This window comes from Burkholderia sp. YHN3-13 (assembly GCF_055810675.1).
In genome coordinates this window covers 13,804-30,690 of sequence record NZ_JBVVNQ010000027.1, presented here as the reverse complement: position 1 = coordinate 30,690, position 16,887 = coordinate 13,804, and the positions used below count along the sequence as shown (strand labels likewise).

14 protein-coding genes and 1 tRNA gene are annotated in these 16,887 nt (G+C 65.7%); 10 read left to right on the top strand and 5 right to left on the bottom strand.

The genetic code is table 11. From position 1 onward, the window contains the following. Entirely contained in the window at positions 1–2,778 is a 2,778-nt protein-coding gene (locus AC0KUR_RS34655) for a type VI secretion system Vgr family protein (RefSeq protein ID WP_034190365.1), read from the bottom strand. Positions 2,779–3,128: 350 nt separating this feature from the next. Here AC0KUR_RS34655 and AC0KUR_RS34650 point away from each other — a divergent pair. Beyond that, positions 3,129–3,219: transfer RNA gene (locus AC0KUR_RS34650), tRNA-Ser, on the top strand. A 193-nt stretch (positions 3,220–3,412) separates the two neighbouring features. Here AC0KUR_RS34650 and AC0KUR_RS34645 read toward each other — a convergent pair. The 3 genes from AC0KUR_RS34645 to acs form a co-directional block, all read right to left on the bottom strand. After that, on the bottom strand, positions 3,413–5,428 hold the full coding sequence (locus tag AC0KUR_RS34645; protein ID WP_034190364.1) for a sodium:solute symporter family protein: 2,016 nt from the start codon (positions 5,426–5,428) through the stop codon (positions 3,413–3,415). Between the two features lie 3 nt (positions 5,429–5,431). Beyond that, positions 5,432–5,779, bottom strand: a complete 348-nt coding sequence (locus AC0KUR_RS34640; protein WP_059560139.1) for a DUF4212 domain-containing protein — start codon at positions 5,777–5,779, stop codon at positions 5,432–5,434. Positions 5,780–5,862: 83 nt separating this feature from the next. Then, entirely contained in the window at positions 5,863–7,845 is a 1,983-nt protein-coding gene (gene acs, locus AC0KUR_RS34635; RefSeq protein ID WP_059560137.1) for an acetate--CoA ligase, read from the bottom strand. Positions 7,846–8,161: 316 nt separating this feature from the next. Between acs and AC0KUR_RS34630 the strand changes: the two genes are divergently transcribed. The 9 genes from AC0KUR_RS34630 to AC0KUR_RS34590 all read left to right on the top strand — a co-directional run bounded on the left by AC0KUR_RS34630 (position 8,162) and on the right by AC0KUR_RS34590 (position 15,468). Next, on the top strand, positions 8,162–9,070 hold the full coding sequence (locus AC0KUR_RS34630; RefSeq protein ID WP_034190361.1) for a DMT family transporter: 909 nt from the start codon (positions 8,162–8,164) through the stop codon (positions 9,068–9,070). Positions 9,071–9,183: 113 nt separating this feature from the next. Further along, positions 9,184–9,801 carry a TIGR00645 family protein gene (locus AC0KUR_RS34625; RefSeq protein WP_034190360.1) on the top strand — a complete coding sequence of 206 codons (618 nt, stop codon included), beginning with the start codon at positions 9,184–9,186 and terminating at the stop codon, positions 9,799–9,801. A gap of 34 nt (positions 9,802–9,835) precedes the next feature. Continuing rightward, the gene (locus AC0KUR_RS34620) at positions 9,836–11,359 is read left to right on the top strand and encodes a fumarate hydratase (protein WP_006478316.1); all 1,524 of its coding nucleotides are present in this window, start codon (positions 9,836–9,838) and stop codon (positions 11,357–11,359) included. A 193-nt stretch (positions 11,360–11,552) separates the two neighbouring features. Next, the gene (bfr, locus tag AC0KUR_RS34615) at positions 11,553–12,029 is read left to right on the top strand and encodes a bacterioferritin (protein ID WP_006478315.1); all 477 of its coding nucleotides are present in this window, start codon (positions 11,553–11,555) and stop codon (positions 12,027–12,029) included. A 28-nt stretch (positions 12,030–12,057) separates the two neighbouring features. Then, entirely contained in the window at positions 12,058–12,921 is an 864-nt protein-coding gene (murI, locus tag AC0KUR_RS34610; protein WP_376698818.1) for a glutamate racemase, read from the top strand. Between the two features lie 150 nt (positions 12,922–13,071). Beyond that, a complete protein-coding gene (locus AC0KUR_RS34605) occupies positions 13,072–13,308 on the top strand; it encodes a (2Fe-2S)-binding protein (RefSeq protein WP_034190359.1) in 237 nt (78 codons plus the stop codon). Between the two features lie 218 nt (positions 13,309–13,526). Continuing rightward, positions 13,527–14,258: an energy transducer TonB gene (locus AC0KUR_RS34600; protein ID WP_034190358.1), complete on the top strand. Its 732-nt coding sequence runs from the start codon at positions 13,527–13,529 to the stop codon at positions 14,256–14,258. Between the two features lie 36 nt (positions 14,259–14,294). Beyond that, on the top strand, positions 14,295–15,026 hold the full coding sequence (locus tag AC0KUR_RS34595) for a MotA/TolQ/ExbB proton channel family protein (RefSeq protein ID WP_034190357.1): 732 nt from the start codon (positions 14,295–14,297) through the stop codon (positions 15,024–15,026). Between the two features lie 13 nt (positions 15,027–15,039). Then, on the top strand, positions 15,040–15,468 hold the full coding sequence (locus AC0KUR_RS34590; protein WP_006478310.1) for an ExbD/TolR family protein: 429 nt from the start codon (positions 15,040–15,042) through the stop codon (positions 15,466–15,468). A 401-nt stretch (positions 15,469–15,869) separates the two neighbouring features. Here AC0KUR_RS34590 and AC0KUR_RS34585 read toward each other — a convergent pair whose 3' ends face one another. Continuing rightward, the gene (locus AC0KUR_RS34585) at positions 15,870–16,844 is read right to left on the bottom strand and encodes a LysR family transcriptional regulator (protein WP_473377138.1); all 975 of its coding nucleotides are present in this window, start codon (positions 16,842–16,844) and stop codon (positions 15,870–15,872) included. Positions 16,845–16,887: the final 43 nt, after the last annotated feature.

Here is a 16,887-nt window from a genome sequence, read left to right as displayed (position 1 = left end):
TCAGGTTCTCGACTTGAAGAAGCGAACCGCCAATTGTTCGAACTGGTCGCTGCTGACCGGCGCGAGCTTGCCTTGCGCGTCGGTCTTCCCCTTGATCAATTCGCCCGACGCCTTTCGCACCTCGGCTTCCATGCCCTCGACCGGCTGCCCGTCCGTGGCCCGGACCAGCTTCGGCACCCGCCCCAGCGAGCCCTGGTCGAACTTCGGAAAATCGGCGCTCATGCTCGCCGGCCCGGCCCACGTATGCGACGCGGACTTGACGGTGAAACTCCCCGGACATCCGAGCTCGATATCGCCGCCATGCAGCTTCAGATACGCGCCGCCCGACGTCACGAACACGACCTGCTCGCTGGCCATGCCCGCGAGCTTGCCGCCGCCCGCCGACATCTGGATGTTCTTCGCCGAATCGATTTGCGTGTCGTCGTTCTGGCTCTGCAGCGCCACTTTCCCCTGGTTGGCGATCGCCGACACGCCCTCACTGTGCGCAAACATTGCCACGCCATGCCCGGCCTGCAGGTTGATCCGCTGCCCGCTCGTGTACTGCAGGTGGTTCTGCGCGACGACATCGATATTGCCGCCCGCATGGGTCGTCACGGTCTTCGGCGTCGCCATGCTGATGCCGGCCGGCGCGGTAATACCGATCGCGGCCATCGACGCGCCTGACGACTCACCACCGCCGGACGCCTCGCCATTCGGCCAGCCTTTCACCGTGGTCATGAGTGCATCGTGCGGCTGCGTATCCGGCGCCACGCCCTGATGCTGGCCCGCATAGTCGCCGAGACTCTTGAACAGCTCGACGCATTCCTGCATCAGTTGCAGATACTCGTCCCGCGCGAGGTGGCCGTCACTCGCGCGCAGCCGCTCCCAAGCCGAAATCAGCATCGCCTTGCCGCTTCGAATCGCCACGTGCGCATCGCTGCGCAATTCGGCGCCTTCGCCGCGTGCCGCTCCTTGCCCGTTGTCGCGCGGCTGCGTCAGATAGCCGAGGTTCAGCTGACTGTACGCATGCTCGCTCGCCAGTTGGCTGCTGATCTGTCCGGGCGTATCGTCGAAACGGATCTGGTTGTACCGCTGCCCTTTGATTTCCTTCGTCTTCGTGCCGGAAAGATAGCGGTTTCCCGGCAGCGCGCCGGTGTGGCTGAAGGTCGCCGGCATGTTCGGCCCGTTGGCCAGCACGCCCATCACGACGAGCCGGTCCGGATCGCCGCCGATATGGCCGATCAGCACTTCCATGCCGACGCGCGGCAACGTATTCGCGCCGAAACTCGGCCCGGCGAGCGCGCAGGCGACGCGCACCGGCGCGCTGTCGGACGGCGTGCCGCTCGTACCGGCGCCCTGCGCGTGCGCATGATCGTCCGCGCTCAGTCCCTGGATCCGCACGCGGATGCGGCCCATTTCATCGCAGAACACCTCCTCGCCCTCCGGGCCGACGACGACGGCCGTCATCGGATGCACGGGCGGCAAGTCGACGTGCGGATCGTAGGCCGGCGTCAGCGGCACGCCGCGCCGCACGCACGAGAATGTGTTTTCGTAGCGCCGATCGCTTTCGTCGCCCGGCTTGCCACTCACGTCGGTCGGCACCGCGTCGAACAGCACGCGGCTTGCCGCGAACAGCGATTGCGCGCGCTCGTTCAGTTCCTTCGGCAAGTTGTTCCGCACGCAATGATGAAGCGACGTGACGACAAACTGCCGCTGTTCGGCCGGCAACGTATCGAGTTGCGGATGCTCCGCGAGCGCAAACCAGTGACCGACGGCCAGATCACGGACATTGCTCACGCCGTCGACGGATTCGGCACGCAGTTCATGCGCCAGCATCCGGTCCTTGCCGATCCGGTCGAGATCGGACGACGAATCCCCGGCGTGCGGGATATCGATGACGACATCGGCCAGCAAATGCCCGAGGTCGTTGCCGCCGTCGCCCTGATCGACGATCGTCGCCTGCTCGGTCTGGGACATCCGGCCGCTCTTGTAGTCCCACGTCGGTCGGACGATCTTGCCCGGGATCAACCGGCGGCTCGTCGCCCACAGCGTGATCGAGTCGCGCGCTTCGGTGGCGGCGTCGCGGTGGTAGCGGATGGTGCCGGCGGCCGTCGCCGGCAACTTCATCGAGTCGTCGGCAAAGACGAGTGTATGAACCGGCGTGTCGTGCGCATTGCCGCTCGCCCGCTCGCCGGCCTTGCCCGCCTTGACGAATACGGTCGCCCCCTCCCGTCGCAACAGCCGCCGGATGAAATGCGAGTCCGACTCGTTGACCTGCCGCGTAAGTTCACGCGCGGGGTAACGCTCGGCTTGCAGGCCGGACAAGTCGAACTCGAATGCGCCCGCGAGCGCCGAACTGCGCTGGCGCCATTCCTGAAGCAGCACACCCAGGATGTCGGGCAGGCTCTTCGACCGAAACAACCGCGAATTGGTCCGCCGCTCCATCACGGAAAGCACGTCGCGAATCGTCAGCTGGTAGCAGGTCAGTGAACCGTCCGATTGGCCGGTGCGAACGTCGGTGACAATGCCGTTGATGGTATGGAGACGCCCGCGATCGGTCGTCATCTCGACGGAGACCGGCAGCCCGATGAAGCTGCGAATCGGAAGATCGGCCCGTGCCGACACGCAGGTCAGATGCCCCTCGATGCCCGTCATCAACCCTTCGCGGATATCGGCATACTGGAGCGCAAGCACCTGCTCGAGCGTCTTCTGAGCAGGCCCCCAATTCATGCGAACCGGCCGATTGTTCTGATCGACCACCCCGGACGCAAACGTGCGTAGCAATTCGGCTGTATTCACAGCGTGACTCTCAGGATTTTGTTTGACTTCGTTGTTCGGCGAGCCATCACGCCCGCTGGTCCGTCCTGGGAGTGCCGCCCGTCTGGTTTTCGGCGAGCATAGCAAATTTGTCGGATTGGTGACGGCTTTTTGACAGGATTTAGAATCCTTTCTGCGAAGCGTCCGAACGGACTCAACAGTTCACATTCTTTCAAACCGGGACGGTCCATGTCCGAAGTAGCCGACAGGTCGTACGGCTCGTCACGATCTGACGTCGGGCGACGCGCGCTCGGTATGGATCGACGAATTTCTGACGGGTGCGGAAGAGAGTGGCGGGCTGCCGCCAGAGTTTGCTATACTCTCGGTCTTCCGGAGAGATGGATGAGTGGTTTAAGTCGCACGCCTGGAAAGCGTGTATAGGTTAATCGCCTATCGGGGGTTCGAATCCCCCTCTCTCCGCCAGAATTCGATGCCCGCGCCAGCGGGCATTTTCGTTTCCGGGGAGAAAAGCAAGCCGATCGTTCGGCTTGCCCGCGCTGTCTGGGCGAATCCGCCTCTCTCCGACAGAAATACGCGAAGCCCCCTGATTGCCCCAGGAATCAGAGGCTTTTCAACTTGGCGCGCCGGCACGCCATGCATCGCCCCCCTTCCCGCCTCACGGATGCCGAATGTAATCCACCAACGCCCGCGTATACTCATCCGGCCGCTTGTCGCACAGACTCACCGCGATCGCCACCGCAAACCCCGCCGGCACGCCGAACACGCCCGAACTGATCGGCTCGATCCCGAACCATGTGCGCCCCGCGAACCCGGTCAACTGCGTGAAATACGGATACGTCGACACGATGTAGTACACGCACACCGCCAACCCCGTCACCATCCCCGCGATCGCCCCGCGCGTCGTCGTGCGCTTCCAGAACACCCCGAGCACCAGCACCGGAAAAAAGCTCGACGCCGCCAGCGAAAACGCGGCGCCGACCAGAAACAGGATCTTCCCCGTATTGAGCGACGCGACATACGACGCAAACAGCGCGACGCCGAGCAGCAGCACCTTCGAGATCGTCACGCGCCGCTGGCTCGATGCATCGGGTGCGACCATGCAGTAATACACGTCGTGCGACAGCGCGTTCGCGATCGTCAGCAGCAGCCCGTCCGCGGTCGACAGCGCCGCGGCCAGCGCACCGGCCGCGATCAGCCCCGACACGACGTACGGTAACCCCGCGATCTCCGGCGCGGCCAGCACGACCATGTCCGGCTGCATCTGGATTTCCGACCAGTGCACGATCCCGTCGCGAATCACCTCGACGACGCTGATCAGGTCCGGTTCGAAGTGATGCCATTGCGTGACCCACGCCGGCAATTCCGCGAACGGCCGTCCGACGAGGTTCGCAAGGATCTCGTACTTGATCAGCACCGCGAGCACCGGCACGCTCAGGTAGAACAGCGCGATGAAGAACAGCGTCCAGCCGACCGAGCGTCGTGCCGATGCGACGGAGGTCGTCGTGTTGTAGCGCGTCAGGATGTGCGGCAGGCTCGCGGTGCCGAGCGACAGGCACAGCAGCAGCGCGAGAAAATTGCGCTCGCGCGGCTTGCGTTCGTCGTCGCTTGCAGCCGGAAACGGCTCGTGCATCGGCACGGGCGGCTCGGCGCGCGCCAGCAGGTCGTCGCGCGCCTGCGTCCACGCGACGCGCGCCGCTGCCGGGTCGCGCGGGAAGTCCGCCAGTTCGCGCTCGCGCAGGCTGATCTCGCGCAGCGGCCCGTTATGGCGTCGCAGGTCGGCCAGTTGGTCGACCAGATGCCGGCGCGCGTCCGCATACGACGACGGCAGCCGGTCGAGCCGCGTCTGGATCTCCGCGGCCTGCCGGCGGTACGCGTCGCGTACCCGCTGCTCGTCGGACGCCTCGCGCACCTGCGCCTCGCGCGCCGCGACGCGCTCCATCAGCTTGCCGTAATTGAATTGCGGCACGGGTCCGAGCCCGTTCTTCATCGCGATCAGCGACACCGGGATCAGGATCGCGCTGATCAGGATGATGTACTGCGCGACCTGCGTCCACGTGACCGCACGCATCCCGCCGAGAAACGAGCACACGAGAATGCCGGCGAGCCCGCAGAAGATCCCGATCGCGAAATCGACGCCGATGAAGCGCGTCGCGATCAGGCCGATCCCCTGGATCTGCGCGACCAGATACACGAACGAACACAGGATCGCCGCGCCGGCCGCGAGCGCGCGCACGGCCGTGCTCGAGAAGCGCGTGCCGAGAAAATCGGGAATCGTGTAGCGCGCGAGCTTGCGCACATACGGCGCGAGCAGGAACGCGACGAGGCAGAAGCCGCCCGTCCAGCCCATCATGTACGCGAGCGCGTCGTAGCCGGTCGCGTAGAGCGAGCCGGCCAGGCCGATGAACGACGCGGCCGACAGCCAGTCGGCCGCCGTCGCCATCCCGTTGAACGCGGACGGCACGCGCCGCCCGGCCACGTAGTACTCGACGAGATCGGACGTGCGCGACAGCAGCCCGATCACCGCATACACGGCGATCGGCACGAACAGGAACACATAGCCGATCCAGACGCCCGAACCGGTCGCGCGCTCGATCCGCCACATCAGCAGCACGAACCCGAGAAACCCCAGCGTATAGAGCGCGTATGCGCGGATCAGTCGATGCGTCAGCATGGGTCAGCGCCCGCCGCCGTTCGCGATGCCGGAGCGCGCCGCATGATCGTCGTACGCGCGGCGCAGCGTGCGGTCCGCGCGCTGCATCAGCCCGATGTAGACGACGATCAGCACGAGGTACACGAGAATCGCGCCCTGCGCGCCGACATAGAACGGCAGGCTGAAGCCGGCGAAACGGACCGCGGCGAGCGCGGGCCCGAAGAACGGCACGATGAACGACACCGCGAAACCGATCGCCATCAGCACCGCGATCAGCGCGACGTTGAAGCGCCAGTAGCGCGCGTGGGCACGCGCGAGCGGCTCGGGAACGGGCGGTGGCGCCGCAGGCGCCGAACGGGTCGGAACAGTCATGCCGTTATGTAGCAAAAAGCCCCTGCGCGGGCAATCGGGATTGCCGCGCAGGGGCTCGTGCGCGAGACGCGCAGCCGGTACGATCAGCGCACTTCGGCGAGCTGCTCGAGGATGGCCGGATTCTCGAGCGTGGACGTATCCTGCGTGATCGCCTCGCCCTTCGCGAGCGAGCGCAGCAGGCGCCGCATGATCTTGCCCGAACGCGTCTTCGGCAGGTTGTCGCCGAAGCGGATGTCCTTCGGCTTCGCGATCGGCCCGATCTGCTTGCCGACCCAGTCGCGCAGCGTCTTCGCGAGCGCCGCGGCTTCGTCGCCTTCCGGACGCGCACGCTTGAGCACGACGAACGCGACGACCGCCTCGCCCGTCGTGTCGTCCGGGCGGCCGACCACGGCGGCCTCGGCCACGAGCTCGTGCGAGACCAGCGCCGATTCGATCTCCATCGTGCCGAGCCGGTGACCCGACACGTTCAGCACGTCGTCGATCCGGCCCATGATCGTGAAGTAGCCGGTGTCCTTGTCGCGCACGGTGCCGTCGCCGGCAAGGTACAACGTGCCGCCGAGTTCTTCCGGGTAGTAGCTCTTCTTGAAGCGTTCCGGGTCGCCCCAGATCGTGCGGATCATCGCGGGCCACGGGCGCTTGACGACGAGGATGCCGCCCTGCCCGTTCGGCACGTCCTGGCCCGTCTCGTCGACCACCGCGGCCATGATGCCCGGCAGCGGCAGCGTGCACGAACCGGGCACGGTCGGCGTCGCGCCCGGCAGCGGCGTGATCATGTGGCCGCCGGTTTCGGTTTGCCACCACGTATCGACGATCGGGCAGCGCTCCTGGCCGACGTGCTTGTGATACCACATCCACGCTTCCGGATTGATCGGCTCGCCGACCGTGCCGATGATGCGCAGGCTCGACAGGTCGTAGCTCTTCGGATGCACCTTGTCGTCGGCTTCGGCCGCCTTGATCAGCGAACGGATCGCGGTCGGCGCGGTGTAGAACACGGTGACCTTGTGATCGCCGATCATCTTCCAGAAGCGGCCGGCGTCCGGGTAGGTCGGCACGCCTTCGAACACGACCTGCGTGCCGCCGCATGCGAGCGGGCCGTACGTGATGTACGTGTGGCCCGTGACCCAGCCGATGTCGGCCGTGCACCAGAACACGTCGGTCGGTTTCCAGTCGAAGGTCCACTTCATCGTCTGCGCGGCCCACAGCAGGTAGCCGCCCGTGCTGTGCTGCACGCCCTTCGGCTTGCCGGTCGAGCCCGACGTATACAGGATGAACAGCGGGTGCTCGGCGCCGACCCATTCCGGCTCGCAGGTGTCGGACTCGCCGTCGGTCAGTTCGTGCATCCACAGGTCGCGGCCGGCATGCCAGTCGATCTTGCCGCCGGTGCGGCGATAGACGATCACGCTCTTCACCGCTTCGCAGCCGCCCAGCGCGAGCGCCTCGTCGGCAATGCTCTTGAGCGGCAGCGTCTTGCCGCCGCGCGCCTGCTCGTCGGCCGTGATCAGCGCGACCGCGCCGACGTCGACGAGCCGCTCGTTCAGCGATTTCGCGGAGAAGCCGCCGAACACGACCGAGTGCGTCGCGCCGATGCGCGCGCACGCCTGCATCGCGACGATGCCTTCGATCGACATCGGAATATAGATGACGACGCGGTCGCCCTTGCCGATCCCGCGTTTCTTCAGCGCATTCGCGAAGCGCGACACGCGCGCCAGCAGATCCGCATAGGTGACGCGCGTGACGGTGCCGTCGTCGGCCTCGAAGATCACCGCGACGCGCTCGCCGTTGCCGGCTTCGACGTGACGGTCGAGACAGTTGTACGACGCGTTCAGCTCGCCGTCGTCGAACCACTTGTAGAACGGCGCATTGCTCTCGTCGAGCACCTTCGAGAACGGCTTGTGCCACGTGAGGCCCTCGCGCGCGAGACGCGCCCAGAAGCCTTCGTAATCCTGCTCGGCCTCGGCGGCGAGCGCGCGATAGGCCGGCATGCCGGAAATGGTCGCCGCCTTCTCGAGCGCCGCGGGCGGCGGGAACTGACGGGTTTCGTGAAGAACCGATTCAATCGCAGACATCGACTACCCCTTGGTGAACATGAATCCTCTGGCGGCGCGATCGTGCGCGCCGCACGTGTCTTGGCCGGCGCATGCGCGCCGCTGTCTCCTACCCACCCGCACGCGGCCACGAAGGCTGCGCACGATGCTGCACCGCACCACATCACGCGAACGTGAACGGGCGGCCCGACGGTTTCCACGATAAGCGCCCGAACTTACCCGTCACTTACGCGGCATGGCCGTTTCGCACACCGGGCGGCACCGCATGACGGTCGGCTTTACGCTGTTACAACCGCGACCCTACAATCCTAACTGAACTCGCCTTCCGGATTCCAGCTTGAATCGCTACGCCCTCTTCCTCATCCTGTCGATGCTGTTCGTCGGCAGCAACGTCGGTATCGGTAAATCTATCGTCGCATTCGTTCCCGTCGCGATCCTCGCCACGCTGCGCTTCGTGATCGCGATCGCCGTCCTGTGGCCGCTGTTCAGCCCCGTGAAGATGCGCGCGGTCAAGCGCGGCGAATGGCTGAACCTGTTCCTGCAGGCGTTCTTCGGCACCTTCATGTTTACGCTGCTGATGCTCAACGGCGTGCAGCGCACGAGCGCGGTCGCGGCCGGCGTGATCACGAGCACGATCCCGGCGATCGTCGCGCTGTTCGCATGGCTGATCCTGCGTGAAAAACCGAACGGCCGTGCGCTCTTGTCGATCGCGCTCGCGATCGCCGGCGTCGTCACGATCAACCTCGCCAACGGCGGCGCGGCCGGGCATGACGGCCACGGCGACGCGTCCGGCTCGCTGACCGGCAACCTGCTGATCCTCGGCGCCGTGTGCTGCGAATCGATCTACGTGATCCTGTCGCGCCGGCTCACGCAGACGCTCGCGCCGATCGACATCTGCGCGTACACGCACCTGTTCGGCCTGTTCCTGATGCTGCCGCTCGGCGCGACCGCGCTGTGGCATTTCGATTACGCGAGCGTGCCGGCCGGCACCTGGGCGCTCGTCGTCTGGTATGGCCTGTCGGCCAGCATCTTCTCGTTCTGGCTGTGGATGAAAGGCATCCGGCACGTGCCGGGCAGCCTCGCCGGCGTGTTCAGCGCGGTGCTGCCGATCGCCGCGGCCGCATACGGCATCGCGTTCCTCGGCGAGCGCCCGACGCTCGCACACGGCGTCGCGCTCGCCTGCGTGGTCACCGGCATCGTGCTCGCGAGCCTGCGCGTGAAACGCGTGCCGGCCGCCGCGTCCTGATCCGTCCCCGGCAGACCCGGCGCGTCGCTGCAGTCGCGCCGGCCGACGCGTTACAATAGCGCGCCTTTTCAAGATTACCCCCGATACCTGCGCACCGCGCCCGTACCTCCATCATGTCCGCCCCGCATTCGCCCGGCCACCCGGCCCGCCGCCCGCTTCGCCCGCTTCCCGCGCTGATTTTCATGAGCCGCTGGCTCCAGGTTCCGCTTTACCTCGGCCTGATCGTCGCGCAGGCCGTCTACGTGTTCCTGTTCCTGAAGGAAGTCTGGCACCTGCTGTCGCATGCGGCCGGTCTCGACGAGATCAGCGTGATGCTCGCGGTGCTCGGCCTGATCGACGTGGTGATGATCTCGAACCTGCTGATCATGGTGATCGTCGGCGGATACGAAACGTTCGTGTCGCGCCTCGGCATCGAGGGCCACCCCGACGAACCCGAATGGCTCGACCACGTGAACGCGGGCGTGCTGAAGGTCAAGCTGTCGATGGCGCTGATCAGCATTTCGTCGATCCACCTGCTGAAGACCTTCATCAACCCCGACCAGCACACGACGCACGCGATCATGTGGCAGGTGATCATCCACGTGTCGTTCCTCGTGTCGGCGCTCGTGATGGCGTGGGTCGACCGCCTGACGACGCACACGCACCCGGCCCATTTCCACGAGACGCACGCGCCGCACGCGAGCGCCGTGCCCGCGTCCCGCAAGCCGGCCGAAGCAGCCGCCAACGCATAAACGCATTCCCCACTGTCCCCACAGAGTCTCAGCCATGACCGTCATCAAACAGGAAGACCTGATCCAGAGCATCGCGGATTCGCTGCAGTACATCAGCTACTACCACCCGCTCGACTACATCCAGGCCCTCGGCCGCGCGTACGAGCTGGAAGAGAGCCCGGCCGCGAAGGATGCGATCGCGCAGATCCTCACGAACAGCCGCATGTGCGCGGAAGGCAAGCGCCCGATCTGCCAGGACACCGGCATCGTAACGATCTTCGTGAAGGTCGGCATGGACGTGCGCTGGGACGGCGCGACGATGGGCCTCACCGACATGATCAACGAAGGCGTGCGCCGCGGTTACACGCACCCGGACAACGTGCTGCGCGCGTCGATCGTCAATCCGCCGGAAGGCGCCCGCAAGAACACGAAGGACAACACGCCGGCCGTGATCCACTACGAGATCGTGCCGGGCGACAAGGTCGACGTGCAGGTCGCGGCGAAGGGCGGCGGCTCGGAGAACAAGTCGAAGTTCGTGATGCTCAATCCGTCCGATTCGATCGTCGACTGGGTGCTGAAGACGGTCCCGACGATGGGCGCGGGCTGGTGCCCGCCGGGCATGCTCGGGATCGGCATCGGCGGCACGGCCGAGAAGGCGATGCTGATGGCGAAGGAATCGCTGATGGAGCCGATCGACATCCAGGAAATCATCGCGCGCGGCCCGAAGGACTGGGTCGAGGAACTGCGCGTCGAACTGCACGAGAAGGTCAACGCGCTCGGTATCGGCGCGCAGGGCCTCGGCGGTCTCGCGACCGTGCTGGACGTGAAGATCATGGCGGCACCGACGCACGCGGCCTCGAAGCCGGTCGCGCTGATCCCGAACTGCGCGGCCACGCGCCACGCGCACTTCGTGCTCGACGGGTCGGGCCCGGCCAAGCTCGAAGCGCCGTCGCTCGACGCCTGGCCGAAGGTGCAGTGGGAGCCGAACACGGAAACGAGCAAGCGCGTCGACCTGAACACGCTGACGCCGGAAGAAGTCGCGAGCTGGACGCCGGGCCAGACGCTGCTGCTGTCGGGCAAGATGCTCACCGGCCGCGACGCCGCGCACAAGCGCATCGCCGACATGCTCGCGAAGGGCGAGAAGCTGCCGGTCGACTTCACGAACCGCGTGATCTACTACGTCGGCCCGGTCGATCCGGTGCGTGACGAAGTGGTCGGCCCGGCCGGCCCGACGACGGCCACGCGCATGGACAAGTTCACCGAGACGATGCTCGCGCAGACGGGCCTGATCTCGATGGTCGGCAAGGCCGAGCGCGGCCCGGTCGCGATCGATGCGATCAAGAAGCACAAGGCTGCGTACCTGATGGCGGTCGGCGGGGCGGCCTACCTCGTGTCGAAGGCGATCCGCGGCGCGAAGGTGCTCGCGTTCGAAGACCTCGGCATGGAAGCGATCTACGAGTTCGACGTGCAGGACATGCCGGTGACGGTCGCCGTCGATTCGTCGGGCACGTCGGTGCACCAGACCGGTCCGAAGGAGTGGCAGGCGAAGATCGGCAAGATCCCGGTCGCTACCGCTTAAGGGCGATCGAACGAAAGGCCGGACGGACGTCCGGCCTTTTTGCTTCTCGTTCTCATTATTGTGTACGGCCGGTTGTTCGAGGCTGATTCTCATTACACGCAAAAGGCAGGCCAGATAAGGCTTCGAGGCTTGGCTTTTCTCGTTCGAGCGATTATCGTTCGGTTTCTGAAGCCCCACTGAACAAGGAACAGCCATGCAAGGCGACAAGAAAGTCATCGAATACCTGAACGCCCAACTGAAGAACGAACTCACGGCGATCAACCAGTACTTCCTGCATGCCCGCATGTACAAGCACTGGGGTCTCGACAAGCTCGGCAAGCACGAGTACGACGAGTCGATCGGCGAGATGAAGCACGCCGACTGGCTGATCGAGCGCGTGTTCATGCTCGACGGCCTGCCGAACCTGCAGGACCTGCACAAGCTGCTCGTCGGCGAGGAAACCGAAGAGATCCTGAAGTGCGACCTGAAGCTCGAGCAGATCTCGCAGTCCACCTGCAAGGAAGCGATCGCCTACTGCGAATCGGTTCGCGACTACGTGTCGCGCGAGATCTTCGAAAAGATCCTCGACGACACCGAAGAACACATCGACTGGCTGGAAACGCAGATCGACCTGATCGGCAAGGTCGGCCTGCAGAACTACCAGCAAACGATGATGGGCTCGGCCGAGTAACCGGCCGCATCGCCACCTTGCCGTCCGCATGACGATGACGCACCAGCCAGTCGCCTCCGGGGTCCGCCCCGCCGCCCCTGTCGGCATCTTCGACTCGGGGCTCGGCGGCCTGTCGGTGCTGCGCGCCGTGCGTGCGCACCTGCCCGGGGAATCGTTCGTCTACGTCGCCGATTCGCATCACGCGCCGTATGGCCCGCGCGACGAAGCGTTCATTACCGAGCGCACGCTGGCGATCGGCGAATGGCTCGCGCGCGAAGGCGCGAAGGCGCTCGTCATCGCGTGCAACACGGCAACCGCACGTGCGATCGCGGCCATCCGCGAACGCCTGGCGATTCCGCTCGTCGGCGTCGAGCCGGGCATCAAGCCGGCCGCCGCGCTGTCCGCGACCGGCGTCGCCGGTGTCCTCGCCACGCAATCGACACTGAACAGCCCGCGCTTCCGGGCGCTGCTGGATCGCTACGGCGCCGGCCGCCGCTTCATCTGCCAGCCCGGCCACGGGCTCGTCGAGGCGATCGAACGCGGCGACACGAACTCACCCGCCCTACGTGCGTTGCTCGAGCGTTACCTGCAGCCGATGCTCGACGACGGCGCCGATACGCTGGTGCTCGGCTGCACGCACTACCCGTTCTTCACGGAAACGATTCGTGACCTTGTTGGCGATCGCCTGACGATCGTCGACACGAGCGACGCCATCGCGCGCCAGCTCGCCCGGGTGCTCGACGAACGCGGCCTGCGCGCGCCGGCCGGCACCCAGGCCGCGCCGCCCCGCTTCTGCTCGACGAGCGACGGCGTGCAACTGCGCGCCCTCGCGTCGACGCTGCTCGGCCTCGATGCGCCGGTCGAATCCGTCACCATTTCCTCGCCGAACGCGCGCGCCTGCGCGACCGCCTGACGCGGGCCCGCAGGCCCGCTCCCGCCGCAGTTCCGCCGCCCCAGCCGTTTCAAGGGTCCGATGACCTTAAAAAAAGCCGGACCCAGGCTTGTCAACGTCTGCAAAATTAATGATAATAATTCGCATTAACGTTAGCTATCGCAACTCATCATGATCGTCTGCGTGTGCAAGTCTGTTTCCGATCGCAAGATTCGCGCGTCCCTCGCCGAGGGCGTCCACTCTTTCGATGAACTCCAGTTCGAACTCGGCGTGGCCACGTGCTGCGGCAAGTGCGAGGAGTCCGTACGCGACCTCATGGCCGAGCAAGGCGTCTGCGCAAGCCGGTGCGGTGTCGAGCATCACGCTCACCCGATCCCGGTCACGTTCTACGAACGCAAGGCAGCCTGAGCGGCGCCGAGCGTGCACATGCGGCCCAGGCCGCATTTTTTGTTTTGACCGTCAGCAAGCCACCGTCTGCGCGAGCCAGCGGCTTACCTGCCAAGGAGCCTGTCATGGAATTGCTGATCGGATTTGTGACCACCGTTTGCATCTCGCTGCTGATCTTCCGCAAGTGATGCCGATTCACCCGCCGCGCCCCGGGTGCGACATCGTTCTTTCAAGCTAACATGCAGGCTTCGCATCTCGCTCCTGCCGGCGCCATGCCGGCTGCACCACGTATGAATTCCCGAGTGATCGTCGTCGCGGTCGGTGTGCTTGCCGCACACGCGATCATGCTGACGGCCGCCTGGCTCCATCGCAACGCGCCGCCGCCGAAATCGGTCGAGGTCCAGACGATCACCGCGCAGCTCATCACGCCTGCCCCGATCGCGCAGCAGGTTGCGGCCGAATCGATCCCGCAGCCCGCGCCGCCGAAGCCCGTGCCGCGCGTGAAGCCGAAGGTCGAGCCGAAGCCGGTGCAGAAAGCGGCGAAGCCGACACCTCAACCGGTTGCGCAATCGCCGGCCCCGTCGCCCACCCCGGCGCCGGCCGCCGATCCGACGCCCGCGCCGGCCGCGCCCGCCCCCGCGGCCCCGGCCGCCGCCCCCGGCCCGGCGCGCGAAACGATGCAGGTCAGCGCGCCGAAGAACGTGCCGACGCTCCAATGCAACTTCGTGAAGCCCGACTACCCGTCGATGTCGCGCCGACGCGGCGAATCGGGTACGGCCTACGTTCACTTCGTCGTCGGCGTGACCGGCAAGATCGAAAGCATCGACCTGCAGAAGAGCAGCGGCTACCCGCGCCTCGACGACGCCGCACTCGACGCGATGCGCTCGACCACCTGCCGTCCGTACATCGAGAACGGCCAGGCGATCCGCGCCGCCCGCACACAGCCCTACAGCTTCGGGCTCACCGACTAACCTGCCTCATCCGGAAGATTCAAAGGAAACAAGAAAATGCAAAGCTACGGTATCGCGCACGTCTGGGCGCAAGGTGATTTCGTCACGCGCGCCATCGCGATCACGCTGCTCGTGATGTCGGTCCTGTCGTGGATCGTGATCGTCATCAAGGGCTGGAACGTGATCCGCCTGAACCGTCTCACGAAGAATGCCGAACAGGCATTCTGGCATTCGGACAATTTCGACGACGGCATCAAGAAGCTCGGTCTCGCCGCATCGACGCCGAACGACAACCCGTTCCTCGCGCTCGCGCTGTCGGGCAAGGAAGCCGCCGACCACCACCACCAGACGCAACCGCACCTGCACGATCGCATGGACGTGTCGGACTGGGTCACGCGCTGCCTGAAGGACACGATGGACGAAGGCATCTCGCGCATGCAGAGCGGCCTCGCGATCCTCGCGTCGGTCGGCAGCACGGCACCGTTCGTCGGCCTGTTCGGCACGGTCTGGGGGATCTACCACGCGCTGCTCGCCATCGGCGCAACCGGCCAGACGTCGATCGACCAGGTCGCCGGCCCGGTCGGCGAATCGCTGATCATGACGGCCTTCGGCCTGTTCGTCGCGATCCCGGCCGTGCTCGGCTACAACGCGCTGACGCGCGCGAACAAGGGTGTCGTCAGCAAGCTGCGCCGCTTCGCGCACGGCCTGCACGCGTACTTCGTGACGGGCGCGAAGCTCGCATCGTCGTCGACGCGCGACGGCCTGCGTCTCGCGACGCGCGCCAGCTGAGACGAGGTGAACCATGGCCATGAACACCGGTTTCAGCGACGATGACGACGATGCAGTGATGAGCGAGATCAACATGACGCCGCTCGTCGACGTCATGCTCGTACTCCTGATTATTTTCCTCGTGACGATCCCGGCGATGCAGCATGCGGTGAAGATCGACCTGCCGCACGCCAGCAGCCAGCCCGTCGACGAAAAACCGCAGACGGTCGACGTCGCGATCCAGGGCGACGGCACGATCCTGTGGGACGACCACACGGTCACGCGCGAACAGTTGCAGGCTCGCATCGCGGAAGCCGCGAAACGCACGCCGCAGCCCGAGTTGCACCTGCGTGCGGATCGCAAGGTGGCATACGAGCACGTCGCGGAAGTGATGTCGGATGCGCAGGCCGGCGGCCTGACGAAGCTCGGCTTCGTCACGGAGCCGGGCGCGAAAGCGAAGTAACACGCGCCCGTCTCGCGATAACGCATCGCAGGCACCTCGCCGGCCGCACCTAGCCGGCCACACCTCGCCGGCCGCCCACAAAGTAAAAGGCCTTCATCGCCAGATGAAGGCCTTTTTTCATGCGCACGCGGGCGCCTTCGGGCGGCGGGCTCTTCGGCGGTATCGGTTACGCCTCGAGCAACGCAAATGCGACTCTGCCGTGGTCTGCACGGACTGCGCGTTCTGCCCTATCTGGCTCACAATATATGCGGCCACCTGATTTCGCTCAGAACTTCCTTCACGAAATGGGATTTCAATATAGGCCCGCACGCGCACGCATTCAAGGTTCCAGCGATTGAAACTTGCGATTGCAGGCGACGCTTCAATGACAAAACAAATTTGCGTCGTCGTGCACGCTGTGTTCAGGTCGCCGAAACATCGGCCGCCGCTTCCTTCTTCGCGCGCTCGGGGCAGCCGGGCTCCTTGTACGCGCCATGATCGAGCTTCTCGACCAGGTAGTCGACGAACGCGCGCACCGCGGGCGGCATCCCCTGCCGCGACACGAACACCGCATACAGTTGCGGCACCGGCAGCGTCCAGCCCGGCATCACGGGTGACAGCTGCCCCGCACGCAGCGCGTTGCCGTACATCATCTCCGGCAGCGCCGCGATGCCGAGGCCGTCGAGCACGGCCTCGCGGATCGTCATCAGGTCGGCCGTCACGAGCCGCGGGTCATGCTCGTGCACGTGACGCATGCCGTCCGGCGCGATCAGGTTGAACACGTGCCGCCCGTCGACGCTCGGCGTATCGAGCGTCTCGAAACCGGTCAGGTCGTCCGGCACCAGCGGCGGCGCATTCTGGCTCAGCAGGCTCGGCGCGCCGACCAGCATCTGTTCCGTGCGCCACAGCGGCCGCACGACGATGTTGGCGTTCTGCGGCGGTTCCGAGCGTACGCGCAGCGCGACGTCGATCGAATCCTCGAACAGGTCGATCACGCGATTCGTCACGCGGACGTGCACCTTCACCTCGGGATAGCGGCGCAGGAATTCGGGCAGGATGCGCGACAGCATCGTCTGCGACAGCGTGACGGGCACGCTGACCCGCACCGAACCGCGCGGCGACGCGCGCAATTGCTGCACCGCGTTCATCGCGGCCTGCGCTTCGGCCAGCATCGCCTGGCAATGCTGGTAGAACAGCTCGCCCGCCTCGGTCAGCGCGAGCTTGCGCGTCGAGCGCTGCAGCAGGCGCACGCCGAGCGCCGCCTCGAGTTCGGTCAGGCGCCGCGACAAGCGCGATTTCGAGATGCCCAGCACGCGCTCCGCGGCCGAGAAACCGCCATGTTCGACGACCTGGGAAAAGTACATCAGGTCGTTCAGGTTATGTGCATCGATATTCATCTCATCGTTCCAATTTCAGAACAATCCATTGCGAACCACCGCA

Coding starts and splice junctions, on each gene's coding strand:
- bfr (WP_006478315.1), top strand. CDS start 11,553: ATGCAAGGCGACAAGAAAGTCATCGAATACCTGAACGCCCAACTGAAG.
- AC0KUR_RS34625 (WP_034190360.1), top strand. CDS start 9,184: ATGTCCGCCCCGCATTCGCCCGGCCACCCGGCCCGCCGCCCGCTTCGC.
- AC0KUR_RS34590 (WP_006478310.1), top strand. CDS start 15,040: ATGGCCATGAACACCGGTTTCAGCGACGATGACGACGATGCAGTGATG.
- murI (WP_376698818.1), top strand. CDS start 12,058: ATGACGATGACGCACCAGCCAGTCGCCTCCGGGGTCCGCCCCGCCGCC.
- acs (WP_059560137.1), bottom strand. CDS start 7,845: ATGTCTGCGATTGAATCGGTTCTTCACGAAACCCGTCAGTTCCCGCCG.
- AC0KUR_RS34645 (WP_034190364.1), bottom strand. CDS start 5,428: ATGCTGACGCATCGACTGATCCGCGCATACGCGCTCTATACGCTGGGG.
- AC0KUR_RS34620 (WP_006478316.1), top strand. CDS start 9,836: ATGACCGTCATCAAACAGGAAGACCTGATCCAGAGCATCGCGGATTCG.
- AC0KUR_RS34640 (WP_059560139.1), bottom strand. CDS start 5,779: ATGACTGTTCCGACCCGTTCGGCGCCTGCGGCGCCACCGCCCGTTCCC.
- AC0KUR_RS34600 (WP_034190358.1), top strand. CDS start 13,527: ATGCAGGCTTCGCATCTCGCTCCTGCCGGCGCCATGCCGGCTGCACCA.
- AC0KUR_RS34585 (WP_473377138.1), bottom strand. CDS start 16,844: ATGAATATCGATGCACATAACCTGAACGACCTGATGTACTTTTCCCAG.
- AC0KUR_RS34605 (WP_034190359.1), top strand. CDS start 13,072: ATGATCGTCTGCGTGTGCAAGTCTGTTTCCGATCGCAAGATTCGCGCG.
- AC0KUR_RS34595 (WP_034190357.1), top strand. CDS start 14,295: ATGCAAAGCTACGGTATCGCGCACGTCTGGGCGCAAGGTGATTTCGTC.